This window comes from Actinomadura luzonensis (genome assembly GCF_022664455.2).
GTDB lineage: Bacteria > Actinomycetota > Actinomycetes > Streptosporangiales > Streptosporangiaceae > Nonomuraea > Nonomuraea luzonensis.
Genome location: NZ_JAKRKC020000001.1, coordinates 666,577 through 691,530 on the forward strand (window position 1 = coordinate 666,577; position 24,954 = coordinate 691,530).

General features: G+C 74.0%; 21 protein-coding genes. 12 read left to right on the forward strand and 9 right to left on the reverse strand.

What is annotated here, in order from left to right:
* Window positions 1–70: 70 nt before the first annotated feature.
* The 3 genes from MF672_RS03160 to MF672_RS03170 all read right to left on the reverse strand — a co-directional run bounded on the left by MF672_RS03160 (window position 71) and on the right by MF672_RS03170 (window position 5,752).
* A complete protein-coding gene (locus tag MF672_RS03160; protein ID WP_242373479.1) occupies window positions 71–2,152 on the reverse strand; it encodes a putative bifunctional diguanylate cyclase/phosphodiesterase in 2,082 nt (693 codons plus the stop codon).
* Between the two features lie 318 nt (window positions 2,153–2,470).
* Complete coding sequence (ligA, locus tag MF672_RS03165; RefSeq protein ID WP_242373480.1) at window positions 2,471–4,660, reverse strand: NAD-dependent DNA ligase LigA; 2,190 nt, start codon at window positions 4,658–4,660, stop codon at window positions 2,471–2,473.
* Between the two features lie 99 nt (window positions 4,661–4,759).
* On the reverse strand, window positions 4,760–5,752 hold the full coding sequence (locus MF672_RS03170) for a methionine synthase (RefSeq protein ID WP_242373481.1): 993 nt from the start codon (window positions 5,750–5,752) through the stop codon (window positions 4,760–4,762).
* Window positions 5,753–5,775: 23 nt separating this feature from the next.
* On the opposite strand from MF672_RS03170, the gene MF672_RS03175 reads away from it, so the two are divergent.
* Window positions 5,776–6,408 (forward strand): MBL fold metallo-hydrolase, encoded by a 633-nt coding sequence (locus tag MF672_RS03175; RefSeq protein WP_242373482.1) that lies wholly within the window; start codon window positions 5,776–5,778, stop codon window positions 6,406–6,408.
* Here the strand turns inward: MF672_RS03175 and mnmA are convergent.
* Window positions 6,405–7,472 (reverse strand): tRNA 2-thiouridine(34) synthase MnmA, encoded by a 1,068-nt coding sequence (mnmA, locus tag MF672_RS03180; protein ID WP_242373483.1) that lies wholly within the window; start codon window positions 7,470–7,472, stop codon window positions 6,405–6,407. The genes MF672_RS03175 and mnmA overlap by 4 nt on opposite strands.
* Before the next feature lie 67 nt (window positions 7,473–7,539).
* Between mnmA and MF672_RS03185 the strand changes: the two genes are divergently transcribed.
* Both MF672_RS03185 and MF672_RS03190 read left to right on the forward strand, forming a co-directional pair.
* On the forward strand, window positions 7,540–8,595 hold the full coding sequence (locus tag MF672_RS03185; protein ID WP_242373484.1) for a DUF695 domain-containing protein: 1,056 nt from the start codon (window positions 7,540–7,542) through the stop codon (window positions 8,593–8,595).
* 103 nt (window positions 8,596–8,698) lie between these two features.
* Window positions 8,699–9,784, forward strand: coding sequence for an alpha/beta hydrolase family protein (locus MF672_RS03190; RefSeq protein ID WP_242373485.1), 1,086 nt, complete (start codon window positions 8,699–8,701; stop codon window positions 9,782–9,784).
* Window positions 9,785–9,833: 49 nt separating this feature from the next.
* Here the strand turns inward: MF672_RS03190 and MF672_RS03195 are convergent, their stop codons facing one another.
* Window positions 9,834–10,952: a cysteine desulfurase family protein gene (locus tag MF672_RS03195; protein WP_242373526.1), complete on the reverse strand. Its 1,119-nt coding sequence runs from the start codon at window positions 10,950–10,952 to the stop codon at window positions 9,834–9,836.
* Between the two features lie 98 nt (window positions 10,953–11,050).
* Between MF672_RS03195 and MF672_RS03200 the strand changes: the two genes are divergently transcribed.
* The 5 genes from MF672_RS03200 to MF672_RS03220 all read left to right on the forward strand — a co-directional run bounded on the left by MF672_RS03200 (window position 11,051) and on the right by MF672_RS03220 (window position 15,224).
* Window positions 11,051–11,563 carry a TetR/AcrR family transcriptional regulator gene (locus MF672_RS03200; RefSeq protein ID WP_242373486.1) on the forward strand — a complete coding sequence of 171 codons (513 nt, stop codon included), beginning with the start codon at window positions 11,051–11,053 and terminating at the stop codon, window positions 11,561–11,563.
* Window positions 11,564–11,776: 213 nt separating this feature from the next.
* The gene (locus MF672_RS03205) at window positions 11,777–12,970 is read left to right on the forward strand and encodes an MFS transporter (RefSeq protein WP_242373487.1); all 1,194 of its coding nucleotides are present in this window, start codon (window positions 11,777–11,779) and stop codon (window positions 12,968–12,970) included.
* A gap of 49 nt (window positions 12,971–13,019) precedes the next feature.
* Window positions 13,020–13,703 carry a rhomboid family intramembrane serine protease gene (locus MF672_RS03210; protein WP_242373488.1) on the forward strand — a complete coding sequence of 228 codons (684 nt, stop codon included), beginning with the start codon at window positions 13,020–13,022 and terminating at the stop codon, window positions 13,701–13,703.
* Window positions 13,704–13,733: 30 nt separating this feature from the next.
* Window positions 13,734–14,198, forward strand: a complete 465-nt coding sequence (locus tag MF672_RS03215; protein WP_242373489.1) for a MarR family winged helix-turn-helix transcriptional regulator — start codon at window positions 13,734–13,736, stop codon at window positions 14,196–14,198.
* Between the two features lie 117 nt (window positions 14,199–14,315).
* Window positions 14,316–15,224, forward strand: a complete 909-nt coding sequence (locus MF672_RS03220) for an LLM class flavin-dependent oxidoreductase (RefSeq protein ID WP_242373490.1) — start codon at window positions 14,316–14,318, stop codon at window positions 15,222–15,224.
* A 51-nt stretch (window positions 15,225–15,275) separates the two neighbouring features.
* On the opposite strand, the gene MF672_RS03225 is transcribed toward MF672_RS03220, so the two are convergent.
* Window positions 15,276–16,484, reverse strand: a complete 1,209-nt coding sequence (locus tag MF672_RS03225; RefSeq protein ID WP_242373491.1) for an ROK family protein — start codon at window positions 16,482–16,484, stop codon at window positions 15,276–15,278.
* Between the two features lie 56 nt (window positions 16,485–16,540).
* On the opposite strand from MF672_RS03225, the gene MF672_RS03230 reads away from it, so the two are divergent.
* From MF672_RS03230 to MF672_RS52015, 3 genes are read left to right on the forward strand one after another with little or no spacing between them, the layout of a single operon-like run.
* Window positions 16,541–18,757 (forward strand): HAD-IA family hydrolase, encoded by a 2,217-nt coding sequence (locus MF672_RS03230; protein ID WP_242373492.1) that lies wholly within the window; start codon window positions 16,541–16,543, stop codon window positions 18,755–18,757.
* 53 nt (window positions 18,758–18,810) lie between these two features.
* Window positions 18,811–19,971: an epoxide hydrolase family protein gene (locus MF672_RS03235; RefSeq protein WP_242373493.1), complete on the forward strand. Its 1,161-nt coding sequence runs from the start codon at window positions 18,811–18,813 to the stop codon at window positions 19,969–19,971.
* Entirely contained in the window at window positions 19,895–20,239 is a 345-nt protein-coding gene (locus tag MF672_RS52015; protein WP_407654697.1) for a YceI family protein, read from the forward strand. The genes MF672_RS03235 and MF672_RS52015 overlap by 77 nt, the downstream gene beginning before the upstream one ends.
* Here MF672_RS52015 and MF672_RS03240 read toward each other — a convergent pair.
* Window positions 20,208–21,515 carry an FAD-binding oxidoreductase gene (locus tag MF672_RS03240; RefSeq protein ID WP_242373494.1) on the reverse strand — a complete coding sequence of 436 codons (1,308 nt, stop codon included), beginning with the start codon at window positions 21,513–21,515 and terminating at the stop codon, window positions 20,208–20,210. The two genes, MF672_RS52015 and MF672_RS03240, sit on opposite strands and share 32 nt — an antisense overlap.
* A 116-nt stretch (window positions 21,516–21,631) precedes the next feature.
* On the opposite strand from MF672_RS03240, the gene MF672_RS03245 reads away from it, so the two are divergent.
* A complete protein-coding gene (locus tag MF672_RS03245; protein ID WP_242373495.1) occupies window positions 21,632–22,816 on the forward strand; it encodes a helix-turn-helix transcriptional regulator in 1,185 nt (394 codons plus the stop codon).
* Between the two features lie 350 nt (window positions 22,817–23,166).
* On the opposite strand, the gene MF672_RS03250 is transcribed toward MF672_RS03245, so the two are convergent.
* A complete protein-coding gene (locus tag MF672_RS03250; protein WP_242373496.1) occupies window positions 23,167–24,120 on the reverse strand; it encodes an electron transfer flavoprotein subunit alpha/FixB family protein in 954 nt (317 codons plus the stop codon).
* A gap of 18 nt (window positions 24,121–24,138) precedes the next feature.
* On the reverse strand, window positions 24,139–24,918 hold the full coding sequence (locus MF672_RS03255) for an electron transfer flavoprotein subunit beta/FixA family protein (protein ID WP_242373497.1): 780 nt from the start codon (window positions 24,916–24,918) through the stop codon (window positions 24,139–24,141).
* Window positions 24,919–24,954 lie beyond the last annotated feature (36 nt).

Below are 24,954 nucleotides of genomic sequence, written 5' to 3' on the forward strand. Positions count from 1 at the left end.
GAACCATTAACCCACTGGCAACATGCGGCGCGCGTCCCGTGGAAGCGCTCCCACGGAGGCGAGGGTCGCGTCAGGCGGTATGGGTGACCTCGGGCTGGTAGCCGTACTCGGCCGCGTGCCGGCTCTCCTCGACGCCGGCGTGCTCGCGCAGCCACTCGGTGACCTCCGCGGGCGGCATCGGCTCGCCGAACAGCCAGCCCTGCCCCACGTCGCAGCCCATCTCGGCGAGCCGCATCGCGACGTCGTCGGACTCGACGCCCTCGGCCACCGAACGCAGCCCGAGCGAGCGCACCAGGTCGACGATCGAGCGCACGATCCGGTCGTCGTCCTCGGAGGCGGCGATCCGGCGGACGAACGAGGCGTCGATCTTCACCTCGGACACCGCCAGCCGCTGGAGCCGGATGAGGGAGGAGTAGCCGGTGCCGAAGTCGTCGAGCGACAGCGGCACGCCCAGCGTGGCGAGCGCCTTGATGGTCTCCTGCGTGTACGCCTGGTCGCCGGTCAGGATGCGCTCGGTCACCTCGAGCTGGATGGCCGAGGGCGGCAGCCCGTAGCGGGCCAGGCCGACCTCCAGCCGCTCGGGCAGCGCCGAGTCGAGCAGGTCGCGGGCGGAGATGTTGACCGAGACCTGCACCCGCAGCCCGGCCCGCCACCAGCGAGCGGTCTGCGCCAGCGCCTCCTCGATCACGTACGCCGTGAGCTGCCGCATCAGGTAAGACTGCTCCGCCAGCGGCACGAACTCCGACGGCGGGATCGTGCCGTGCACCGGGTGCCGCCAGCGCAGCAGCGCCTCCACGCCCCGCACCGCGCCGTCGCCCAGCCCGACCTTGGGCTGGTAGTGCAGCGACAGCTCACCGCCGTCGATGGCGCGGCGCAGGTCGCCGAGTAACGTCAGCCGCTCCGGCGAGTTGCGGTCCTTGTCCGGCTGGTACAGCTCGACGCCGGTGCGGCCCTCCTTGGCCAGGTACATCGCCACGTCCGCGCGCTGGAGCAGCAGCTCGAAGTCGGGGGCGTGGTCGGGGTAGAGCGCGATGCCGACCGAGGCGTCGACGTCGAACGTCATGCCCTCCAGGCGCACCGGCTCGGTCAGCGCGGCGCGCAGCCGGGCCGCCACCTCGCGGGCCGCGTGGGTGTCGCGGATCGAGGGCAGCAGGACGGCGAACTCGTCGCCGCCGAGCCGGGCCACCACGTCGCCGGGCCGCACCGAGTGGGTCAGCCGGTGCGCGACGAGCTGCAGCAGCCGGTCGCCCACCGGGTGGCCCATCGTGTCGTTGACCTCCTTGAACCGGTCGAGGTCGAGGAGGAACAGGCCGACCCGCTCGTCCTGGCGGGCCTCGGCCAGCGCCTCCTCGGTGCTCACGATGAGCATCTTGCGGTTGGGCAGGCCGGTCAGCTCGTCGTGCAGCGCCTGATGGTCGCGGCGCATGGACAGCGTGGCCGTGAAGTAGACGGCCGCGAGGGGCGCGACGAACAGCGGCACGAGGCCGGGCGAGTGGTTCATGACCACCACGACCAGGGGCGCCATGCCCAGCAACGCGACGTAGACCAGGCTCTGCGGCCCGGCGGTGGCCTTCAGCACGCGCACGATCGAGCGCCGCTCGTGCAGCGCGACCGCGCCGCAGACGAGGGTGGCGCGGGTGACGAAGTACGCGACGCCGGCCAGCGCGATCGGCAGCAGGTCGGGGACGCCGGGCTCCCACGGCGCGGCCGGGCTCGGCACGATGCCGAACGCCCCGAGCACCACGGCCGCGGCGGTGAGGGCGAGCGTGGACTGGGCGATGTTGAACATGACCCGGTGCCAGGCCTTGCGCGTCACCACGCCGTTCATGGCGACCGCGACGGCCTGCAGCAGCACCGCGACCGGCAGCCCGAAGTGCAGCAGGGCGGCGAAGGTGAACATCGCGGACGGGTACGTGCCGCCCACGGAGGCGGCGGAGGACACCATCACGGGCCTCAGCTCGCCGAGGATCACGAGGACCACCAGCACCCAGAACAGCGCGGTGCGGGCCAGCGCGACGAGCCCCGCGGCGTCGAGCCTGAGCATGGCCACGAGCAGGGCGGTGAAGCCGATCACCGTGATGCCGGCGAGGAACGCCCAGAGGGGCGTGCCGACGCGTGGCCCGGTGTCGCGGGTGTCGGTTGGGTCAGTCATCGATAACAGAACCCCCATTAGGTCACTATGGGAGGGTACGACCTTCAGCCCACTTCGCGAAACCAAGCGCGTACGGTCCGTAGTTCTCCTTTGGGACATATACCCGAAAACCACCCTCCGTAGCAAACCATGCCCGATCCGTACCCGTCCCGGAGGCGGCGGCGTCCACTCGCCGACCCTCGTGAACGCCCGTCCAGGCCACCGCCCGCGGATCCGCCTGCCCTGGATGCGCGCAAGCAACCCTCCCGTGCGCGCAACAACCCACCGACCCCCGCCGCCTTGACGGCCCTCACCCCCGGACGCCGCCGCCGGTGACGGTCATGCCTCCGGTTTGACCGCCACCTCCGCCGCCGCCTCAGGCCCGTCGTTGAGCAGCACCTCGAACCCGGCCCCGTCCAGGATCGGCACGTTGAGGCTCACCGCCTTGTCGTACTTCGACCCCGCGTTCTCCCCCGCCACCAGGAACGACGTCTTCTTCGACACCGACGAGGCCACCTTCCCGCCCCGCGCGGCGATCGCGTCGGAGGCGGAGTCGCGGGTGTAGCCCTCCAGCGTGCCGGTCACCACGAACGTCAGCCCTTCGAGCGTCTGCGGCCCCTTCTCCGGCGCGGGCTCGTCCGCCATGCGCACCCCGGCGGCCCGCCACCGCTCGATGATCTCCCGGTGCCAGTCGACCTCGAACCACTCCTTGATCGTCGCCGCCACCCGCGGCCCGATGCCTTCGACCGCGGCCAGCTCCTCCTCCGAGGCGTTCATGATCGCGTCGATCGAGCGCATGGCGCTCGCCAGGTCGCGCGCGGTGGGCGGGCCCACGTGCCGGATCGTCAGCGCCACCAGGATCTGCGCGAGCGGCACCTGCTTGGCCCGCTCCAGCTCCTCGATGAGCAGCCGGGCGACCGCGCTCGGCTCGGCGTTCTGGTTGGCGAAGAGCGTGACGACCTTCTGCTCGCCGGTCTTCGGGTCGATCTTGGGCAGGCCGGAGTCCTGGTCGCGGACCACCGACCTGATCGGCAGCAGCTGCTCCAGCGTCAGGTCGAACAGGTCGGCCTCGGTGCGCACCACCGGCTCCTGCGGCGGCAGCGGCTGGGACAGCGCGGTGGCCGCGACGTAGCCGAGCCCCTCGATGTCGAGGGCTCGCCGCCCGGCCGCGAAGTAGAGGCGCTCACGGATCTGCGCGGGACAGCTCCGGGCGTTGGGGCAGCGCAGGTCGGCGTCGCCCTCCTTCTCGTACGCCAGCAGCGTGCCGCACTCGGGGCAGTGCGTCGGCATGACGAACTCCCGCTCGGACCCGTCGCGCAGCGCCGCCACGGGCCCCACCACCTCGGGGATGACGTCGCCCGCCTTGCGCAGCACCACCGTGTCGCCGATCAGCACGCCCTTCTTCTGCACGATCGCGGCGTTGTGCAGCGTGGCCCGCTCGACCGTGGACCCGGACACCACCACCGGCTCCATCACCGCGAACGGCGTCACCCGCCCGGTGCGCCCCACCCCCACCTGGATGTCGAGCAGCTTGGTGTTGACCTCCTCCGGCGGGTACTTGAACGCCATCGCCCAGCGCGGCGCCCGCGAGGTCGAGCCCAGCTCGCGCTGCGTGCGCAGGTCGTCGACCTTCACCACGACGCCGTCGATCTCGTACGCCGGGTCGTGCCGGTGCACCCGGTAGTGCTCGATGAACGCGTTGACCTCGGTGAGCGTCGGCACCACGCGGTAGAGGTCGCTGACCGGCAGCCCGAACGCGCGCAGCCGCTCGTAGACCCCCGACTGGGTGCGCGGCTCGGCCGCCCCCTCCCACACCCCGACGCCGTGCACCAGCATGCGCAGCGGGCGCTGCGCGGTGACGCGCGGGTCTTTCTGCCGCAGGGTGCCCGCGGCGGAGTTGCGCGGGTTGGCGAACGGCGGCTTGCCCTGCTCGACGAGCTGCTCGTTGAGCAGCTTGAAGTCTTCCACCGGGATGTAGATCTCGCCGCGCACCTCGACCAGGCTCGGCACGTCGTCGCCGGTGAGCCGGTGCGGGACGCCCTTGATGGTGCGCACGTTGGCCGTCACGTCGTCGCCGGTGCGCCCGTCGCCGCGGGTGGCGGCGCGCTCCAGCCTGCCGTCGCGGTAGACCAGCGCGATGGCCAGGCCGTCGATCTTCAGCTCGCACAGGTAGGGGCCCGGGTCGCCCTCGGCCAGCCGCTCGGCGCGGGCCTGCCAGGCCGCCATGTCGGCGGCCGTGAAGGCGTTGTCGAGGCTCTCCATCCTGGCCAGATGCCGCACCTTGGCGAAGTCGCCCGAGGGCGGGGCGCCCACCTTCTGGGTGGGCGAGTCGGGCGTCTGCAGCGAGGGATGGGCCTCCTCCAGCGCCAGCAGCTCACGGAACCACTCGTCGAACTGCGCGTCGCTGACCGTCGGCTGGTCCTCGACGTAGTAGCGCCAGCGGGCCTCCTCGACCAGCTCGCTCAGCTCGGCATGCCGCTTGAGCGCGGCCACGGGCACGCCTCCGGGCTCGGTGCTCGACTGGCTCACGCGGGCTCTCCTTCCGTACGACGCGTACGACGACCTGTGCAAACGCTACCGCCGGGCACCGACAAGAACACGCTCGCGGCGCGCCCCCTGACAGCCGCCTCAGCCCTCGCGCATGCCGCCGGCCGGGTCGTCCTTGAGCACCTGGGCGGCCTTGCGGCAGGCGGCCAGCGCCGCCCGCGCGTACGCGGGCGAGGCTCCGGCCAGCCCGCACGCGGGCGTGAGCACGACCTTCCCGGCCAGCGCGTCGGGCGCGAACCCGAGCCGCCGCCACAGCTCCACCGCCGGCTTGGCGATCACGCCGACGTCCGGCAGCCGCGTGTCGGTGGCCGGCACGACCCCGAGGAACAGCGGGGTCCCGGCCTCGACCAGCTCGCCCAGCTCGTCCTCGTCGCGCCGCCGCAGCAGGGAGGCGTCCACCGAGACCGCCCGCGCCCCCGCCCGGCGCAGCAGCCCGAACGGCACCCCGGGCGCGCAGCAGTGCACCACCGGCTCGCCGAACAGCCGCAGCGACTCCTCCACCCGCCACTCCTCCACGGCCGCCAGCCGCCCGAACCCCGACGCCGTCGGCACCGTGCCCGCCAGCACCCCCGGCAGGCCGGGCTCGTCGAGCTGCAGCACGATCTCGCTCACGCCGGGCAGCCGCCGCCGCACCTCGGCGCAGTGGTCGGCGACGCCCTGCGCCAGCGAGGCCGTCAGGTCGCGTACCGCGCCCGCGTCGGCGAGCATCTTGTCGCCGTACTTCAGCTCGACCGCGCCGGCCAGCGTCCACGGCCCGCACACCTGCAGCTTGAGCGGCCCCTCGTAGTCGTGGCCGATCTCCTCCAGCCCGTCGAGGTCGCGCCGCAGGTGGTCGACGGCCCGCTGGTGGTCGCGCCCCGGCCGGTCGGTCAGCCGCCATCCCGACGGCTGCACCTCGACGGGCATGTCGACCAGCAGCGACGCCGTCCGCCCGACGAGATCGGCGCCGACGCCCCTGGCCGGCAGCTCCGGCAGGTACGGCAGGCCCGGCACCTCGCCGAACACGACCCTGATCGCCTCAAGATGATCGTCGCCCGGATGCGACCCGACCCCGGTGGCTTCCCACGTTGACATGGCACAAGCGTAGGCTCTTGCGCATGCAGCTCACGAAGTACGGCCACGCGTGCGTCCGCCTGGAGAAGGACGGCAAGGTCCTCGTCATCGACCCCGGCGCCTTCACCAGGGACCCGGTGCTCGACGGCGCGGACGCCGTCCTCATCACCCACGAGCACATGGACCACGTGGACGTCGGCAAGCTGACGGCCGCCTCCCCCGACCTCGAGGTCTGGACGTGCGAGGGCGTGGCGGCCGAGCTGTCCGAGGTGCCGGCCAAGGTCCAGGTGGTACGGCACGGCGACGCCTTCGAGACGGCCGGTTTCCGGGTGCGGGCGTTCGGCGAGTGGCACGCCGCCAACCACCCCGACGTGCCGATCGTGCAGAACGTCGGTTTCCTGGTGGAGGACGAGGTGTTCTACCCGGGTGACTCCTTCACCGTGCCGGAGGCCGAGGTGGGCACGCTCCTGGTGCCGACCGGCGCGCCCTGGCTGAAGCTGCCGGAGGTCGTCGAATACCTGCGCACGGTCCGGCCGGCGCGGGCGTACTCGACGCACGACGCGCTCTACGGCGACATCGGCCTGGCCCTGGTCGACAACTGGCTGAAGATGGAGGCCGACAAGCAGGGCGCCGACATCCGCCGCCTCGCGGTCGGCGAGTCGGTCACCCTGGCCTAGCCCCGGCCGGCCGACCTGATCGTCGCCGAGCCGATCACCGTGTCGCCGGAGTAGAGCACGGCCGCCTGGCCGGCCGCGACCCCGGTGGCGGGCCGGTCGAGCTCGACGCGCAGGCCGCCGCCGGTCTCCTCGAAGCGGCAGCCGTAGACCTCGCCGTGCGCCCGGAGCTGCACGGTGAGGTCGGCGCGCAGGTGCTCGGGGCCGTTCCAGACGGGCGGGCCGCAGGTGATCGTGGTGACCTCCAGCGCGGCGCGCGGGCCGACCGTGACGGTGTTGCTGACCGGCTCGATCGACAGCACGTAGCGGGGCCGGCCGTCGGGCGCGGGCCGGTCGATGCGCAGGCCCTTGCGCTGCCCCACGGTGAAGCCGTGGGCGCCCTGGTGGCTGCCGACGACCGCGCCGTCCTGGTCGACGATGGGGCCCTCGGCCGAGCCCAGCCGGTCGGCGAGGAAGCCGCGGGTGTCGCCGTCGGCGATGAAGCAGATGTCGTGGCTGTCGGGCTTGTCGGCGACCGTCAGGCCGCGCCTGGCGGCCTCGGCGCGCACCTCGGCCTTGGTGGAGTCGCCGAGCGGGAAGATCGCGTGGGCGAGCTGCTCGCGGGTGAGCACGCCCAGCACGTACGACTGGTCCTTGCCCTGGTCGGGGCTCCTGGACAGCACGCCGTCGGCGAGCCGGGCGTGGTGGCCGGTGGCGACGGCGTCGAAGCCGAGCGCGAGCGCCCGGTCGAGCACGGCCGCGAACTTGATCTTCTCGTTGCACCGCAGGCACGGGTTGGGCGTGCGGCCGGCCGCGTACTCGGCGACGAAGTCCTCGATCACGTCGCGCTGGAAGCGCTCGGCCATGTCCCAGATGTAGAAAGGGATGCCGATGACGTCGGCGGCGCGGCGCGCGTCGCGGGAGTCCTCGATCGTGCAGCAGCCGCGCGCCCCCGTGCGATGCGATTGGGGGTTGGCCGACAGGGCGAGGTGGACACCAGTGACGTCGTGACCGGCCTCGGCGATGCGCGCGGCGGCCACGGCTGAGTCGACGCCGCCCGACATGGCGGCAAGCACACGCAGTCCCATGACCGTTCCAGCGTACTGTCCGGCGGGAGGTGCGCGACCGCGCCCTCGGTCTGCGAGGATTCAGCCCATGCGACTATTCGGGCGCAAGGACGCCGAGGACGAGGGCGGCGCGTCCCGCGAGGACGGTATCGCCACATTCTGGACGTGGTGGCAGGAGAGCAGACCGGCCGTCGACGCGCTCGTGGCCGCGGGCGACACCGGCGGCCTCGAGGACCTGCTCGCGCCGGCGGTGGCCGCCGTCCACCCCGGCCTGGTGTGGGAGGTGGCCCCAGGCCGCAACGCCATGCACACCCTGGTGGTGACCTCGGCGGGCGACGCCGAGCTGCGCCCGCTCGCGCACCGCTGGGCCAAGGCCGCCCCGCCCGCCGACCTGCTGTGGGAGTTCCACCCGTCGCGGCAGGCCAACCCGCAGGCCGCCGAGCTGACGCTCGACGTGGGCGGGGCCGAGTTCGCCCTCGACAAGCTCGTGCTGGGCCTGCGGGTGCCGCGCAACCAGCCGCGCGTGGACGTCTCCGCCTACCACCCGATCTTCGCCGACCTCGACGAGGACGTCCGCCTGGACGCGGCGCTGCTCGCCCTCGACTGGCTGCTCGGCGAGGACGACGTGGCCCGGTGGGTGGGCGAGATCACGGCGGTGACGTTCGAGCCGATCGACGCCGTGTCCGCCGCGCACCTGCCGGCCGTGGTCGCCGACCTCGCCTCCGGCTACGACGAGGAGGAGTGGGTGCTGCTGGAGGGCCAGACGGCCGGCGGCGCGCCGCTGGTCGCGACCGCCCGCTACCCGCTGCGCCCGGTGGACCATCCGCTGTTCGACCAGCACATCGCGATCACGCTGCCGTACGCGCACCGCGACGAGGCCGGGCTGCCGATCGGCGAGTCGCTGACCGCGCTCCGCGACTTCGAGGAGCGGCTGGCCGCCCGCCTGCTCAAGCTGCGCGACGACGCGGTGCTCGCCGCGCACCTGAGCGCCGAGGGGCAGCGGGTCATCCATCTCTACGCCGACCCGACCGGCGACGCGGCCATCCATGCCAAGGAGCTGATCGTGAGCTGGGAGGAGGGCGAGCCCCGGGTGGACGTCGCCACCGACCCGGCCTGGACGGCCGTCTCGCCGTTCCTGAGCTGACGTCGCGGCGGGCGGGCCCGGCGTCCCGGGTGACAACCGACGGTTGTCGGGTGCGCGCGGGCGTTGTTGGAGCGGGTGCGGCTCGTGCCGGTTATATGGCCGCATGCGCGAACCGACCCCGACAGCAGCCCCCGCCCCTCCGGCACGCCCCGCGACGCAAGGCACGCCGACCGGCCCAGCCGAGAGCACGCCGACCGGCCGCGCGGAGGTTGCCGCGTTCGCGGCGGCGAACTTCTCGCGCGCCACCGGCGCGGGCCTGGACCCGCACGAGTATCTGCGCGTCACCGCCGCCCTGACCGGCCTCGACGGCTGGGGCGAGGCCCTGATGGGGGCCGCCCGCGGCCATCTCGCCCGCGCCCGGCAGGCCGCCGGCGCCGTCTCCGCGGGCGAGCACCACCAGGTCGCGGCGCGCTGGTTCCACTTCGCCACGCTGGGCCCGAACCCCGAGCGCGCGCTGGCCGCCGCCGAGGCGGACGCCGCCATGGCCCGGGCGCTGGAACTGCTGGACCCGGACGCCCGCAGAGTGGAGGGCCCCGAGTTCGCCGGATGGCTGCGCGGCCCGGCCGGCGCCCCGGTGGCGATCGTGGTGCCCGGCCTGGACTCCGGCAAGGAGGAGTTCCACGACCTGGTGGCCGCCCTGCTGCGCCGGGGCCTGGCGGTCCTCGCCATGGACGGCCCCGGCCAGGGCGCGCTCGCGGCCACCACCACCGTCCGGGCCGACTACCACCGGGTCGTCGCCCGGGTCGTGGACGCGCTCGGCGCCCGGCGCGTGGGTCTGGTGGGGCTGAGCCTGGGCGGCTACTACGCGGCGGAGAGCGCCGCGCACGAGCCTCGCGTCGCCGTCGCGGCCACCGTCAGCGGCCCCTTCCGGCTCGACTGGGCCGCCCTGCCGGACCCCGTCCGCCTGCTGCTGGCCGAGCGCGCGGGCGGTGAGGACGCGGCCCGCGCCTTCGCCGGCCGGGTGGACCTGTCTGCGCTCGCCGCCCGCGTCGCCTGCCCGCTGCTGGTGGTGGACGGCGGCCAGGACGTCATCCCCGGCGTGACCTGCGGCGAGGCGCTGGCCCGCCGCGCGCCCCGCGGCCGGTACCTGCGGATCCCGCACGGCGACCACCTGCTGGGCAACGCCCGCCCGGACTGGCTGCCGGCCCTCGCCGACCACATCGCCGGGGGCCTGACGCCGGAAGCCTGACCTCGGGGCCTGACCTCGGGGCCTGACCTCGGGGCCTGACAGCCGCCGGCTAGCTCAGCCCCGCCCGCCGGGCGCGTTCGACGGCGGCGGGCAGCACCTCGATCAGCCGGTCCACGTCGTCCCTGGTGGAGGTGTGCCCGAGGGAGAAGCGCAGCGAGCCGCGGGCCGCGGCGGCGTCGGCGCCCATGGACAGCAGCACGTGCGACGGCTGCGCCACGCCCGCAGAGCAGGCCGAGCCGGTGGAGCACTCCACGCCCTTGGCGTCGAGCAGCATGAGCAGCGCGTCGCCCTCGCAGCCGGGGAAGGAGAAGTGCGCGTTGCCCGGCAGCCGTTCGGTGGGGTGGCCGTTGAGCACCACGTCGGGGACGGCCTGGCGGACCCGTTCGATGAGCTCGTCGCGCAACGCGGTGAGCCGGCGGCGCAGGGCCTCCTGCTGCTCGACGGCGGCGCGGACGGCCGCCGCTAGCCCGGCGATGGCGGGCGCGTCGAGGGTGCCCGAGCGCACGTCGCGCTCCTGGCCGCCGCCGTGCTGCACGGACACGGGGTTGAGCCCTCTGGCCAGCAGCAGCGCGCCGACCCCCATCGGGCCGCCCACCTTGTGGCCGGTGAGCGTGAGGGCGTCGGCCCCCGACCCGGCGAACGACACCGGAAGCTGGCCGACGGCCTGCACCGCGTCGGTGTGGAACGGGATGCCGTGGTCGTGGGCGACGGCCGCGAGCACGTGGACGGGCTGGACGGTGCCGACCTCGTTGTTGGCCCACATGACGCTGATCATGGCCACGTCGTCGGGGTCGCGCTCGACGGCGGCCCGCAGGGTGTCGGGGTGGACCAGCCCGTGCTCGTCCACCTTCAGCAGCTCGACCTCGGCGCCCTGGCTCTCGCCCAGCCAGTGGGCGGGGTCGAGCGCGGCGTGGTGCTCGATGGCGCTGAGCAGCACCCGCCGCCGCGGCCGCCGGGCCCAGTAGAGCCCTTTGATGGCGAGGTTGTCGGCCTCGGTGCCGCCGGAGGTGAAGACCACCTCGCTGGGCCGGGCGCCGAGGGCGTCGGCGATGGTCTCGCGCGCCTCCTCGACGACCCGCCGCATCCGGCGGCCGGCGGCGTGCAGCGAGGACGGGTTTCCGACGTGCCGCAGTTGCTCCGTCATGGCCTCGATCGCCTCGGGCAACATGGGCGTGGTCGCCGCATGATCAAGATAGGCCGACGGTCTGCTCACCCGCCCAGGGTATCGCGCTTGCTACTGTACCGTCCGGACGGTACAGTAGAGGCATGCGAAGGGACGAGCTTTTGGACGCGGCGGAGGACATCCTCTGCGACCAGGGCTCGGCCGCGCTCACCCTCAACGCGGTGGCCGACCGGGCCGGGGTCAGCAAGGGCGGGCTGCTCTACCACTTCAACTCGAAGGAAGCCCTGATCAAGGGCATGGTCGAGCGGCTCATCGAGGATTTCGACCAGCTCATGGCCGGCCAGCCCGGCGGGTCCTACACCGAGCGCTACCTGGGGGCCACCCTGGCCGCCGTGCGCTCGGGCCGGCTGCGACGCTGGGCCGTGGTCACCGGGGCGTCGGGAAACCTGTTCCTGCTCGCGCCGCTGCGCGAGGCGATGACCCGCTGGCACCGCGAGGGCCTGAGCGAGGAGCCCGACCCGGTGGCGTCGCAGATCGTCCGGCTCGCCTGCGAAGGGCTCTGGGACGTGGCCAGCCACGACCCCGAGCTGAACTCCGACGCCGACCTCCGGGCCCTGGAGGCGCGCCTGCGGGGGCTCCTGGCGAGACCCGCCTGACGCACCCGACCCCATCCGTCCCAGGGGCCCGCCTGAGGCGCCGCAGTCTCAGGAATTTTCTCCCCGTCCGTCCTGTTCCATCGTCCCGTCGCCCCCTGGCGCCGGGGGCTCAGGCACGCCCGTCCTTCAGTCCTGTCGTGACCGAGGGGCCAGGTGCGGCCCTGCATGCCCGAAATATGCCTGTAAGTAACTCTTTGTGTGAGGTGTTGCCGTATGACCCGCGACCTGAGGAGTGCCCGCTACGGGGCGGTCCTCACCTTCGTCCTCGCCGGCCTGATGGTGGGCACGATGACGGTGCGCATCCCCGCGCTGACCGACAAACTCGGCCTGTCCGAGTCCACGGTCGGCGCCGTCCTGCTGGTCTGGGGGCTCGGCGCCCTGGTGACCATGCAGAGCATGCGCCGCGTCATGGCCCGCCTGGGCAGCAGGACGGTCCTGCGGGTCGGCGGCCCTCTCACCGCGCTCGGCCTGGTGGCCGTGGCCTTCGCCCCCGACCTGCCGCTGCTGATGGCGGCCGTGGCGCTCTTCGGGATGGCGTTCGGCATGGTGGACGTGGCCATGAACGCCCAGGGCTCCACCGTCGAGCAGGCGTACGGCCGACCGCTGATGAACGGCATGCACGCCGGCTGGTGCGTCGGCGCGATCGCGGCGGGCGGCCTCGGCAGCCTGTCGATCGCCCTCGGCCTGTCGTTCACCGCCAACGTGGCGCTGATCGGCCTGGTCGCGCTCCCGCTCATGATCGCTCTCGGCCGGACGTACCTGGCCGAGACCCCGGCCGCCGGACGCGCCGCCGCGACCGGCCGCCGCCGCCTGCCCCCGATCGTCTACCTGCTCGGCGCGATCATGTTCTTCGCCTTCATGGTGGAGGGCACGGTGGCCGACTGGAACGGCCTCTACATGCGCGACGAGCTCGGCGCGCCCGAGGCCGTGGCCGCGCTCGGCTACCCGGTCTTCGAGGTGGGCATGCTGGTCGCCCGGCTGACCGGCGACCGGCTGCGGCTGCGTTTCGGCGTGCGCGGCATGCTGACGGTGTCGGGCGTGGCGACGGCGGGCTTCTTCGCCGTCGTGCTGCTCGCTCCGGCGGCGCTGGTGGCGGTGGGCGCGATGTTCTTCGTCGGCCTCGGCGTGGCGACGATCTCGCCGCTGACGCTGTCCCTGGCCGGGACCGCGACCGCGAACCCCGGCCCGGCGATCGCCCAGGCGGGCGCGATGGGCTACGCGGGCCTGCTGCTGGGCCCGGTGGTGATCGGGTTCCTGTCGGACGCCACCAGCCTGCGGACCGCGCTCGGCATCGGGGTCGTCCTCGGCGTGCTGATCACGCTGGCCGCGCGCCTGCTGCCGCGCCGCGAACCGGCCGCGATCCAGCCCCTCCCCGTCACCAGGGAACGGGAGCCCGCGGCCGCCTGACCCGGTATGGCACGCTATGGGCGTGCTCAAGCGCCGGACGGACGGATTCGTGCCTTACCTCACCGCCGTGGTCCTCGCGATCACGGCGGTGCCCAGTCTCCTGCAGTTCGTCATCCCGGGCCTGGAGCCCGCCTGGGCCCGCGACCCGGCGGCGATCGCGGCCCACGGCCAGTGGTGGCGGCTCGCCACGGCCCTGCTGGTCCAGGACGGCGGCCCGTTCGGCACCCTGGTCAACCTGGGCTTCCTCGCCGTGCTCGGCCACCTCGCCGAGCGCGCGCTCGGCCGCCCGCGCTGGCTCGTCCTGTACGCGGCCGGCGCCGTCGCCGGCGAGACCGCCGGCTACCTGCTGAACCAGCCGGGCGCGGGCAACTCGATCGCGCTGTGCGCCCTGGCCGCCGGCCTCGCCGTCTCCTCCGCCGGCCGCCTCGAACGCTCGGTGGGCGCCTTCTACGCGATCGTCTCGGGCGCCTGGCTGCTGGCGGACCTGGGCGTCTGGGGCGTCGTCGCCATGGTCGCCCTGGCCGCGGCCGGCGCCCAGCTCGTGGCGCACCGCGCGCGGGTGCCCGAGTGGCTCTTCCCCGCCGTCCCCGCCGTCGCCGCCGTCGCCCTGACCGGCGTACCCGACCTGCACGGGCCGGCGCTGCTCAGCGGGCTGATCGTCGGCTGGCTCTGGGAGCTCCCCTCCCGCGAGCCGCCGGAGCCGGTGGCGGACGGCGTCGCCGCGAGCGGGTAGTTCGTGCCACGAATTGGTTATCCTTGTGAGGTGAACGAACAATTCGACGGCCAGATCGGGACGGTGGCCGCGCTGGTACGGTCGACGTTCCTGGTCAATGCCGTGTACGTGGACGCCGCCCGCGAGTACGGCCTCACCCAGCAGCAGGGCCAGCTCCTGTGCGTGCTGATGGCGCAGCCGTACGGGATGAGCGAGCTGGGCGCGATGCTGGGCCTGGCCAAGTCCAGCCTGACCGGCCTGGTCGACCGGTGCGAGCGCAACGGCCTGGTCCAGCGCAGACCCGACCCCCAGGACTCGCGCGCGGTGCGGGTCGCGCTGACCCGCCGGGGCGCCGAGCTGGCCGACGTGTTCTACACCGGCACCTGCCGCCGCATCGAGGAGCTGACGGCGGGGTTCTCCCAGGAGGAGCGCGACACGCTGGCCGCGCTGCTCGGCCGCGTCGTCGCGGACAACAAGGTGCCGGCCGTCTTCGCGGAGCCGGACGCCGTCCGTTGATCCCCGGCTTGCAGTTCGTGTCACGAACTATTATGGTTCGTAGCACGAACTACAAGCCATTGCCGGGGCGCCGGGACAGCACCTGGGCGGCCGCGGCAGCGGGGGAAAGGCAGAACCATGTCCGCATCCACTGACGTCGTCTTCGGCTTCGGCGCGCACTCCGGCGTCTCCGACATCCCCGAGCTGTTGCGCCTGGTCCAGCAGGCCGACCGGGACGGCCTCGACCTCTTCTCCCTGTCCGACCACCCCTACCTCGGCGAGCGGCTGGACGCCTACGCCGCCATCGGCTACCTCCTCGGCCGGACCGAGCGCATCGCCGGTTTCGCCAACGTCACCAACCTGCCGACCCGCCCCGCCCCCATGCTGGCCCGTCACGTGACGTCCCTGTCGGCCCTGTCGGGCGGCCGCGTCGTGCTCGGCATGGGAGCCGGCGGCCTGTGGGACCGGATCGCCGACATGGGCGTGCCCCGGCAGACGCCCGGCCAGGCCGTTGAGGCGTTCGAGGAGGCCATCACCCTGGTCAAGAAGCTGTCGGGCGGCGGCCCGCCGGTCACCTTCGAGGGCCGCCACTACCAGGTGAGCCGCATCGACCCCGCCCCCGTGGCCGCTCCCCCGGTGTGGACCGGCTCGAACGGCCCCAAGTCGCTGGCCGCCACCGGCCGGGTGGCCGACGGCTGGATCCCCGGCCACGCGGCCGACTGGCTCAGCGAACGCTACCGCTGGTCCCGTCCGATCATCGACGAGGCGGCGGCGTCCGTGGGCCGCGACCCGGGCGAGGTGCGCACCGTCTACAACTTCCCCGGCCGCGTCACCGACCGGCCGCTGGCCGCCACCCGCGACCGCGAGGGCCGCTGGCTCGGCGGCTCGGTCGCGCAGTGGGTCGAGGAGCTGACCGGCGCGGTGCTGGAGCACGGGGCCGCCGGTTTCATGCTCTTCTCCACCGGCCACGGAGCCGTGGACCTCACCACCCTGGCCCGCTGGGGCCAGGAGATCGCCCCCGCCGTGCGCGAGGCGATCGCCAAGTGACCCGCCGGCGCGGCCGCGCCTCTCACGTGCCGAGCTGAGCCGGCGGACGGGCTAGGCCGGGGAGCGGGAGGAGCGCAGGGCCGCCCAGGCAGCGAGCCCTTCTTCGGTGAGGACGTGGTCCAGCGCCGCCACCACCGCCCCGCGCAGTGCCCCGTCACGGCCGAGGGCGGCGGGGAGCACGGGAGGCGGGTGCGGGCGGCGGAAGCGCATGAGCCCGCCGGTCAGGGCAGCGGTGAACTCGGGCTCGGCCGCGGCCCGCAGGGCCTGCGCCAGGCCGCCCAGAGTGACGACCGCGGGGTCCAGAGCGTTGATCAACCCGGCGACGCCATGGGCCAGTCCGGCGGCGGTGCGGCCGACGGCGGCCCGGGCGGCCGGGTCCGCCGGGACGCGGGCAAGGACCTGCTCGGCGTACGTGCGGGGGTCGCGGGGCGGCGGCTCGCCGAGGTGGCGGGCGATCGCGCGGCCGTCGACGGTCAGGTCCCAGCAGCCCCGGGCGCCGCAGGGGCAGCGCAGGCCGGGGTCGCCGAACGGCAGGTGCCCGAACTCCCCGCCGGCGCCCGTCGCTCCGTGCATGGGCCGGCCGCCGACGACCAGCGTGCCGCCGACGCCCACCTCCACGGTGATGTGCAGGACGCTCGCCGCTCCCGCCACGGCGCCCTGCCGGGCCTCGGCGAGGCCGGCGAGGGTGGCGTCGTTGCCGATCAGCAGCGGCGTGCGCGGATCGTTCGTCAGTGCCGCCAGGTCCACCGCGTCCCAGCCGAGCACGGCGGACTGGACGACCTTGCCGTGCTGCACCGTCGCGGCGACCGCCACGGAGATCGCCCGGACGCGGTGACCGTGACGGTCGTGCAGGCGTCGCACCGCCCCGGCGACCGTGTCGATCACCTGCTCGGGAGCGCGGCTGCGGTGCGTCCCGGTCTCCGCGATGCCGGGCTCCCCGTCGAGCGAGGCGACCGCGCATCGCCAGTCCTCCTGCCGCAGGTCCACGGCGATGACGAGAGGGCCGTCAGGGTGGGGCGTGAGCACGCTGGTCGGGCGGCCGCGGGTGGTCGCGGCGGCCGGGGTCTCGGCGAGCAGGGCGAGGTCGCGCAGCCGGGAGGTGATCTCCGTGGCCGAGCCGGTGCTGAGGCCGAGGCTCCGGGCGACGGCCGCCCTGGTCACTCCCGGCGCGCGGCGCATCTCCTCCAGCACGGCCAAGGCGCCGCGCCAGCGGAGATCGGCGGCGCGCACGGACCTGGCGCGGTCGCGTGGGGTTGCCATATGTCGCTGCCCTTCGTTTATGCTCGACTCACGAGTTTAATCGAAGGGGGAACGCCGTGCCACGACGAACGACGGATCTCGGCGAGATCCAGGCGGTGCTGCTGGACATGGACGGCACTCTCGTGGACTCCGACGCCGCGGTCGAGCGCGCCTGGTCGATCTGGGCCGAGGAGTACGGCGTCGACCCCGGCGCGGTGCTCGCCGTCGCCCACGGCAGCCCGGCCGCGCGTACGGTCCGCAGGCTGCTGCCCGCCCTGGACGACGAGGCGGTCACGGCGGCGGCGCGACGGCAGCACGCCCTGCAGTACGAGGACCTGACGGACGTCACCGCGGCACCCGGCGCCCATCTCCTGCTCGCCACGCTGGACCGGCTCCGGCTGCCGTGGGCCGTGGTGACCAGCGCCGACGGGCGGCTGGCCAAGGCCCGCCTGCACGCGGCGGGGATCGATCCGCCGGTTCTGCTGACGATCGACGACGTCGGCGCGGGCAAGCCCGACCCGGAGGGCTACCTGGAGGCCGCGCGCCGCCTTCGCCTCGCGCCGTCCTCCTGCCTGGTGGTGGAGGACTCCGAGCCGGGGCTGGCCGCGGGCCGGGCGGCGGGCATGCCGACCGTCGCGCTGCGGGGGCTGGACGGCGACCTGTCCCTGTCCGGCCTCGGCCGGCTGGCCCACCTGCTGCAGCGCTCGCGGGTGCGGCCGTGGTGGCGCGACGCCGTGGGCTACCAGGTGTACCTTCCGTCGTTCGCGGACAGCACCGGGGACGGCTGGGGAGACCTGGCCGGGGCGAGCGCGCGGCTGGACCACCTGGAACGGCTCGGCGTGGACGTGGTGTGGCTGACCCCCTTCTACCGCTCGCCGATGCGCGACCACGGCTACGACGTCGCCGGCTACCGCGCCGTGGATCCGTCGTTCGGCGGGCAGGCGGCCCTCGACGAGCTGCTGGCGCAGGCGCACCGGCGCGGGATGCGGGTGCTCGGCGACCTGGTCGTCAACCACACCAGCGACGCCCATCCGTGGTTCGTCGCCGCCGCCTCCAGCGCGGACGACCCGCACCGCGACTACTACATCTGGCGCGACCCGGCACCGGACGGCGGCCCGCCCAACAACTGGGTGTCGCACTTCGGCGGGCCCGCCTGGACGTTCAGCCCGGCGACCGGCCAGTACTACCTGCACCTGTTCCGCCCCGAACAGCCCGACCTCAACTGGCGCAACCCGGCGCTCGCCGCTGAGATCGACGCGATCGCCGAGCACTGGCTGAGCCGCGGACTGGACGGCTTCCGCATCGACACCGCCGGCTACCTCATCAAGGACGCCGGCCTGCGGGACAACCCGCCGCTGCCCGCCGGCCGGATCCTGCCGGCCCGCGGGGTGACCCTGGACTGGCGCCGCCAGGAGCATCTCCACGACATCCACCAGCCCGGCGTGCACGCCGTCCACGAGCGGTGGCGGCGGATCGCCGACCGGCACGACGCCTTCCTCGTCGGCGAGGTCTACGAGCTCGACCCCCGGGCGCTGGCACGCTTCGTGCAGGGCGAGCGGCTGCACTCGTCGTTCTGGTTCGGGCTGGTGGAGACCGGCTGGGACGCCGACCGCATCGACGCCATGATCGAGAGCGCCGTGCTGGCGTCGCCGCGGCTGTCCTGGGTGCAGGGCAACCACGATCGTTCCCGCGCCGTCACCCGGTTCGGCGGCGGGCTCCGGGGGCGGCGCCGCTCGCTCGCGCTGCACGTGCTGATGGCGTTGCTGCCGGGGACCTTCTGGCTCTACCAGGGCGAGGAGCTCGGCCTGGGTGACGGGCGGGTGCCGCCCGGCCAGGGCGCCGCCCCGCTGGGCGCGGCCCAGCCGGAGGAGAGCCGCGACGCCGCGCGCACCCCCATGCCCTGGCGGCCCGGCCCGGGCCTGGGGTTCACCACCGGGCAGCCCTGGCTTCCCGGCGGCGACCGCCGCGACGACGAGACCGTGGCGGCGCAGCGGGACGACCCCGCGTCCCACCTGAACACCCTCACCCGGCTGCTGGCCGCCAGACGCCGGCTGGCGCACGCGCTGGCCGCCACCGACGACGTGAGCAGGGCCGTGCTCGCGGCGCCGGTGACCGCCTACCGCCGGGGAGCGCTCTGGGCGGTGGCGAACCTCCGCGACACCCCTGCCGGCGACCTGCGCCCGCCCGCTGCGGCGGTGTTCGACAGCGACGACCCCACCGTCACCCCCGACCGGCCCAGGACCGGATACGTCCGCCTCGCGCCGCAGCAGGCGCTCCTCCTGGCCGGAGAATGACCGCCGGTGGCGATCCCCGCACCTGTCACCCGAAGACCGATGAGGAAGGCAGCATGTCCGACCACGTGACCCCGTTCCGGCTCGACATCCCCGAGCCCGTGCTGGCCGACCTGCGCGAGCGGCTGCGGCGCACGCGCTGGCCCGAGAAGGAGACGGTCGAGGACTGGTCGCAGGGCGTCCCGCTGGGCTACCTGCGCGAGTTGTGCCGGTACTGGGCCGAGGAGTACGACTGGCGGGCCACCGAGCGGCGGCTGAACGCGCTGCCGCAGTTCCGGACCTCCCTGGACGGCCTCGGGATCCACTTCCTGCACGTCCGCTCGCCGCACCCGGACGCGATGCCGATCGTCCTGACCCACGGATGGCCGGGCTCGGTCGTGGAGTTCCTCAAGGTGATCGGGCCGCTCACCGACCCGGCCGCCTACGGCGGCGACGCCCGCGACGCCTTCCACGTCGTGTGCCCGTCCCTGCCCGGCTACGGCTTCAGCGACAGACCGGGCCACCGCGGCTGGGGCGTCGAACGGATCGCCGACGCCTGGATCGAGCTGATGGCCCGCCTCGGCTACGACCGCTACGGCGCGGCAGGCTCCGACTGGGGCACCACCATCACCACCCTCATCGGCCTGCGGGACCCCGTCCACGTGGCGGGCATCCACCTCGTCCCGCCGCTGGCGGCCCCCGACCCGGCCACGTTCGGCGACCTCACCCCCGCCGAACGGGCCGCGATCGCCGACCTGGACCGCGGCCAGGAAGACGAGGACGGGTACTCGCTGGAGCAGTCCACCCGCCCGCAGACCATCGGCTACGGGCTCGTCGACTCACCGGCCCTGCTGGCCGCCTGGATCATCGAGAAGTTCCGGTCCTGGACCGACGGTGACGGCCACCCCGAGAACGCCCTCACCCGCGACGAGCTCCTCGACAACCTCATGTTCTACTGGCTGCCCGGAACCGGCGCGTCCGCCGCCCGGCTCTACTGGGAGAGCTTCAAGGCCGTCCAACGGCTCTTCACCGCCGGGACGACGGACCTGGTGACCGTCCCGGCAGGCTGCTCGATCTTCCCCAAGGAGAACCCCCGGCCGTCCCGGCGGTGGGCCGAGAAACGCTTCACCAACATCCTGTACTGGAACGAACCGGACAAGGGTGGCCACTTCGCCGCGTTCGAGCAGCCCGGCCTGTTCGTCGAGGAACTGCGCGCCTTCTTCCGCATGCTCCGCTGACGCCACCAGCACCGGCGTCAAGCACCTCGGCGACGCCTGCTTCGAGGTGACCGGCCGGTTGACCGTCCGGGGTGTCACCCGCGAGATCACCGTCCCGCTCCGGTACGCCGGCAGCACCGTGATCAACCGCAAGGAGCGGCTCCGGCGACGGCATCCACCTCGACGACACCGGCTACGACGCCCTCGCCCGGCCCATCGACCTCGACGCCCTGGGACCGCTGATCCCCGCTCCGGTGTCAGGCCGACGACGGCTGGATGTTGTGGTTGAGGTGGAAGACGTTGTCCGGGTCGTAGACGTCCTTCAGCGCGGTCAGCCGGGCGAGCTTGGCCGCCGGATAGGCGCGCCGCACGCCTTGGGCGCCCTCGTCGCTGAGCGCGTTGACGTACACGCCGCTGGCGAAGGGTTCGAGGGCGGCGGCGGCCCGGCGGGCGGCGGACATGCGCCGCCCGTCCTCGGCCGGGTCGCTCCAGCCCGCCGAGGTCACGTACTCGAAGGCGGCGTCGCGGTGGCCGAAGGCGCTGTCCTCGTCCGGCACGTCGGCGATCGCGCCGCCGTACGCCTGGAGCCGCGCGCCCGGCACGTCCCGGCTGCCGTCGAGGAACGCCTCGATCGCCTCGTCCGGCAGGTCCCGCAGGTAGTGGCCCTTCCAGAACCTGCGCAGGTCGTGCCGGTCCGTCACGTCCTCCCTGGTCTGCAGCTCCAGATAGGACGGCTCGGCCAGGCGTTCCTCCTCGGGACGCCCGAGGGCGCGCAACGCCGGCACCAGCTCGCGGCCCGCTTCCGGGTCGCCCACCCACACGAACCCGACCGACGCCATCCCGCCCCCGGCCCAGGCCGTGAACGTGGCCTGCCGGGGCGCCTCCGCGCTCAGGTCCCGCCAGCCGCGCAGGACCGGCAGCGCCCGCCCGGCCGGGAAGGTGTACTCGGCCGTGAAGGCCCGCGTCCCCACCGGGTGCAGGCGGAACTCGAACTCGGTCACCACCCCGAAGTTCCCGCCGCCGCCGCGCAGCCCCCAGAACAGCTCGGGGTTCTCCTCCCGGCTCGCCCGCACCACCTCGCCGGCCGCGGTCACCAGCTCGTACGACACGACGTTGTCGCAGGAGAGCCCGTGCCGGCGGGCCAGCCAGCCCATCCCGCCGCCCAGCGTGAGGCCGCCCACGCCGGTGTGGGAGACGTTCCCGGCGGTGGTCGCGAGGCCGTGCCGCTGCGTCGCGCGGTCCAGCGCCCCCAGCAGCGCGCCGCCGCCCACCCGGGCGCGCCGCCGATCGGGATCGACCCGGACCTCGTTCATCAGCGTGAGGTCGATCATCAGCCCGCCGTCGGGCACCGCCAGCCCGAGCACGCCGTGCCCGCCGCACCGCACCCCGATCTCCAGGCCGAGCTCACGCGCCGTCCGCACGGCGGCGACCACGTCGGGGACGCCGGCGCAGCGCACGATGAGCTGCGGACGCCGGTCCACCATGGCGTTCCAGACCGTGCGCGCCTCGTCGTACCCCCGGTCGCCGGACCGCAGCACCAGGCGGCCCTCCTCGACGATTCCCATGCCGCTCCTCGTGTCAGGTCCGTCGCCGTAGGCACCTCACGATGCTGGACCGGACATTCACCGGCCATCCCAGATTTCTGGGGACATGTCGCGAAACCCGTGTCTAGGGTGAACGCGTGTCCCCAGCATCCACCCGTGCCGAGCTCCTGAGACTGGTGCACCGCGGGCTCGACGTCCCCGCGTACGCCCGCGCCGTCGGCGAGCTGCTGGGACGGCTCGTCCCGTGCGAGGGCACCTGCCTGCAGACCATGGACCCCGCCACCCTGCTGCCCACCGGCGAGTACGTCGAGAACGGCCTGCCGGCCGCCGAGATCCTCCGGCTCATCGAGATCGAGCTGCGCGAGCCCGACGTCAACAAGTGGGCCGCGCTCAGGAACGCGGGCACCGCGGCGGCCGGCCTCGGCGAGGCCACGCGCGGCGACCTCGACCGGAGCCTGCGCCAGCGGGACGTCCGGGGTCCCGGCGGCTTCGCCGACGAGCTCCGGGTCGTGCTCGCCACCGGCACCGGCACGTGGGGCGGGCTGACCCTGTTCAGAGAGGCGGGCCGCCGGCACTTCACACCCGAGGAGGTCGCGGGCGTGGCGTCGCTGGCCGGGCTGATCGCCGACGGCCTGCGCCGCGCCGCCCTCCTCAGCGGCGCCGCCGCCCCGGACGACCCCGGGGTCCTCCCGCCGGACGACTCCGGGGCCCTCGTCCACCCGCCGGACGACTCCGGGGTCCTCGTCCTCGCGCCCGACGACTCCGTCGCCCTGTGCGACCGGGCGGCCGGGCACTGGCTGGACCAGCTCGGCACGGGTGACCGGGCCGGCGCGCGGCTTCCGCTGGTGATCGCCACCGTCGCCCGCCAGGCCCGCGCCCTGGCCACCGCCCGCCGGCCCGCCTCCCCGCCGGCCCGCGACACCGCCCTCCCCTCCGCCCGCGACACACGCCTCCCCTCCGGCGCCGCCGCCCTTCCCCCTGCCCGGGCGCGCGTGCAGACCCCGTCCGGGTGGCTGCTCGTCCGCGGCTCGCTGCTCGGCGACGGCCCGGACGCGCCGGTGGCGGTGACGCTGGAGGCCGCGCGGGCGCCCGAGCTGGCGCCTCTGATCGCGGCGGCGTACGGACTGACCGAGCGGGAACGCCGCGTCACCGAGCTCGTCGCCCGCGGCCACCCCACCAGCCGGATCGCCGCGACGCTGCACCTGTCGGCGTACACGGTGCAGGACCATCTGAAGTCGATCTTTGACAAGACCGGCACCAGCTCACGCGGCGACCTGGTGGCCCGCCTCTACTTCGACCACTACGCCATGCGCCTGCGCTGAGGCCCGGCGCAGGTTCTCATGATCACCCGTGACGGCGGCGGGCATGCCCGCGCGAGGCAGCCGGCCCGAGCGCCTGGCCGCCCTTCTCACCGCCGTCAGCCGCGGTTGTCGCCCGAGCCGGGGTCGAAGGGGCCGAGAAGCAGCGCCGGCCAGGCACGAAGGCGTGTCCTCGGAGTCGGTCCGCTCCGCCGCTTCTCACGTCCCTGGGCCAGGGATACGACGTCGGCCGGTCGGCGAGGCGGCGCAGCGGGTTCTGCCGGGGGTGTGGGGGGGCGCGACCCCCACTGCCGGCCTGAGCGCCCTCGCGAGGGACGGGGTTTGGGGGGCGGTGCCCCCCGCGTCCCGCCGTGCTACTTGCGCTTCTTGATCTCCTCGGTGAGCTGCGGCACGACCTGGTGGAGGTCGCCCACCACGCCGTAGTCGGCCAGCTCGAAGATCGGCGCCTCAGGGTCCTTGTTGATGGCGATGATGGTCTTCGCGGTCTGCATGCCCGCCCGGTGCTGGATGGCCCCGGAGATGCCGGCCGCGATGTAGAGCTGCGGCGAGACCGTCTTGCCGGTCTGGCCGACCTGGAACTGGTGCGGGTACCAGCCCGCGTCCGTCGCCGCCCGGGAGGCGCCCACGGCCGCGCCCAGCGCGTCGGCGAGCTGCTCGATGACGGCGAAGTTCTCGGCCGAGCCGACGCCGCGGCCGCCCGAGACCACGATCGCGGCCTCCGTCAGCTCGGGGCGGGCGCCCTTCTCCTGCTTGACCCGCTCGACCACGCGCGCGCCCTTGGCGGCCTCGGACAGGGCGACCGAGATCTCCTGCTCGGCGCCGGCGCCCGCGGACGGGGCGGGGGCGGTGGAGTTGGGGCGGACGGCCACGATGGGCGTGCCCCTGCGCACCTTCGAGTGCACGTTGACGCCGCCGCCGAAGATGGACTGGTCGGCGACGAAGCCGTCGCCGAGGCCCACGGCGTCGGTGATGACGCCCGAGTCGGTCTTGACGGCCAGGCGGCCCGCGATCTCCTTGCCCTCGGCCGTGGCGGCCACCAGCACGGCGGCCGGCGACTTGTCGGCCACGAGCTGGGCCAGCGCCTCGGCCTTGGGGGCGACCACGTACTGGACGAGCTCCTCGGAGCCGGCCACGTAGATCGTCTCGGCGCCGTACTCGGCCAGCTTGGCCTTGGCGTCGGCGGTGTAGCCGGGGCCGAGCCAGACGGCGGCGGGCGTGCCGAGCGAGCGGGCCAGCGTGAGCAGCTCGAGCGTGACCTTCTTGACCTCGCCTTCGACCTGCTCGACGAGAACGAGAATCTCCGACATTTCAGTAAACCCCCGTTCTCAGATGAACTTCTTGGACGCGAGGAAGTCGGCGGCGTTCGCGCCACCGTCGCCCTCGTCCTTGACGATCGTGCCGGCCGCGCGCGGCGGGGCCGCGGCGAAGTCGACGACCTCGGACCAGGCGGCGCCGAGGCCGACCTGCCCCGCGTCGATGGAGGCGTCGCCGATGGCGAGCGTCTCGACCGGCTTCTTCTTGGCCGCCATGATGCCCTTGAAGGACGGGTAGCGCGGCTCGTTGATCTTCTCCACCACGGACACGACGGCGGGCAGCGCGGCCTCGACCTTGTCGAAGCCGTAGTCGGTGAGGCGCTGGATCCGGATCGAGGAGCCCTCGACCTCGACCTTGTTGGCCAGGGTGAGCTGCGGCGTGCCGAGCCGCTCGGCCAGCATGGCGGCCAGCACGCCGGTGCGGGCGTCGGTGGACTCCGCGCCGAGGATGACCAGGTCGAAGCCGATCTTCTTGAGCACCTGGGCCATCGCGTACGAGGTGCCGAGGGCGTCGGAGCCGTGCAGGGCCTCGTCGCTCAGGTGGACCGCCTTGTCGGCGCCCATGGCCAGGGCCTTGCGGATGGTGTCGGTGGCCTTGCCGGGGCCCATGGTCAGCACGGTGACCTCGCCACCGTGCGCTTCCTTGAGCTTCAGCGCCTCCTCGACCGCGTACTCGTCAAGCTCGTTGACCACGCCGTCGGCGGCGTCGCGGTCGAGCGTCTTGTCATCGGACCGCAGCTTGCGCTCGGTCGCCGTGTCGGGGACCTGCTTCACGCAGACGACGATGTTCATGGCCGGTGGCCGACCTCCCGTTTCGCGTGCGCCACC

Bases quoted from the DNA above. Each gene is read 5' to 3' on its own strand.
- MF672_RS03160 (WP_242373479.1), bottom strand. From the start codon at position 2,152: ATGACTGACCCAACCGACACCCGCGACACCGGGCCACGCGTCGGCACG.
- MF672_RS03170 (WP_242373481.1), bottom strand. From the start codon at position 5,752: ATGTCAACGTGGGAAGCCACCGGGGTCGGGTCGCATCCGGGCGACGAT.
- MF672_RS03175 (WP_242373482.1), top strand. From the start codon at position 5,776: ATGCAGCTCACGAAGTACGGCCACGCGTGCGTCCGCCTGGAGAAGGAC.
- mnmA (WP_242373483.1), bottom strand. From the start codon at position 7,472: ATGGGACTGCGTGTGCTTGCCGCCATGTCGGGCGGCGTCGACTCAGCC.
- MF672_RS03185 (WP_242373484.1), top strand. From the start codon at position 7,540: ATGCGACTATTCGGGCGCAAGGACGCCGAGGACGAGGGCGGCGCGTCC.
- MF672_RS03190 (WP_242373485.1), top strand. From the start codon at position 8,699: ATGCGCGAACCGACCCCGACAGCAGCCCCCGCCCCTCCGGCACGCCCC.
- MF672_RS03195 (WP_242373526.1), bottom strand. From the start codon at position 10,952: ATGTTGCCCGAGGCGATCGAGGCCATGACGGAGCAACTGCGGCACGTC.
- MF672_RS03200 (WP_242373486.1), top strand. From the start codon at position 11,051: ATGCGAAGGGACGAGCTTTTGGACGCGGCGGAGGACATCCTCTGCGAC.
- MF672_RS03205 (WP_242373487.1), top strand. From the start codon at position 11,777: ATGACCCGCGACCTGAGGAGTGCCCGCTACGGGGCGGTCCTCACCTTC.
- MF672_RS03220 (WP_242373490.1), top strand. From the start codon at position 14,316: ATGTCCGCATCCACTGACGTCGTCTTCGGCTTCGGCGCGCACTCCGGC.
- MF672_RS03225 (WP_242373491.1), bottom strand. From the start codon at position 16,484: ATGGCAACCCCACGCGACCGCGCCAGGTCCGTGCGCGCCGCCGATCTC.
- MF672_RS03235 (WP_242373493.1), top strand. From the start codon at position 18,811: ATGTCCGACCACGTGACCCCGTTCCGGCTCGACATCCCCGAGCCCGTG.
- MF672_RS03240 (WP_242373494.1), bottom strand. From the start codon at position 21,515: ATGGGAATCGTCGAGGAGGGCCGCCTGGTGCTGCGGTCCGGCGACCGG.
- MF672_RS03250 (WP_242373496.1), bottom strand. From the start codon at position 24,120: ATGTCGGAGATTCTCGTTCTCGTCGAGCAGGTCGAAGGCGAGGTCAAG.
- MF672_RS03255 (WP_242373497.1), bottom strand. From the start codon at position 24,918: ATGAACATCGTCGTCTGCGTGAAGCAGGTCCCCGACACGGCGACCGAG.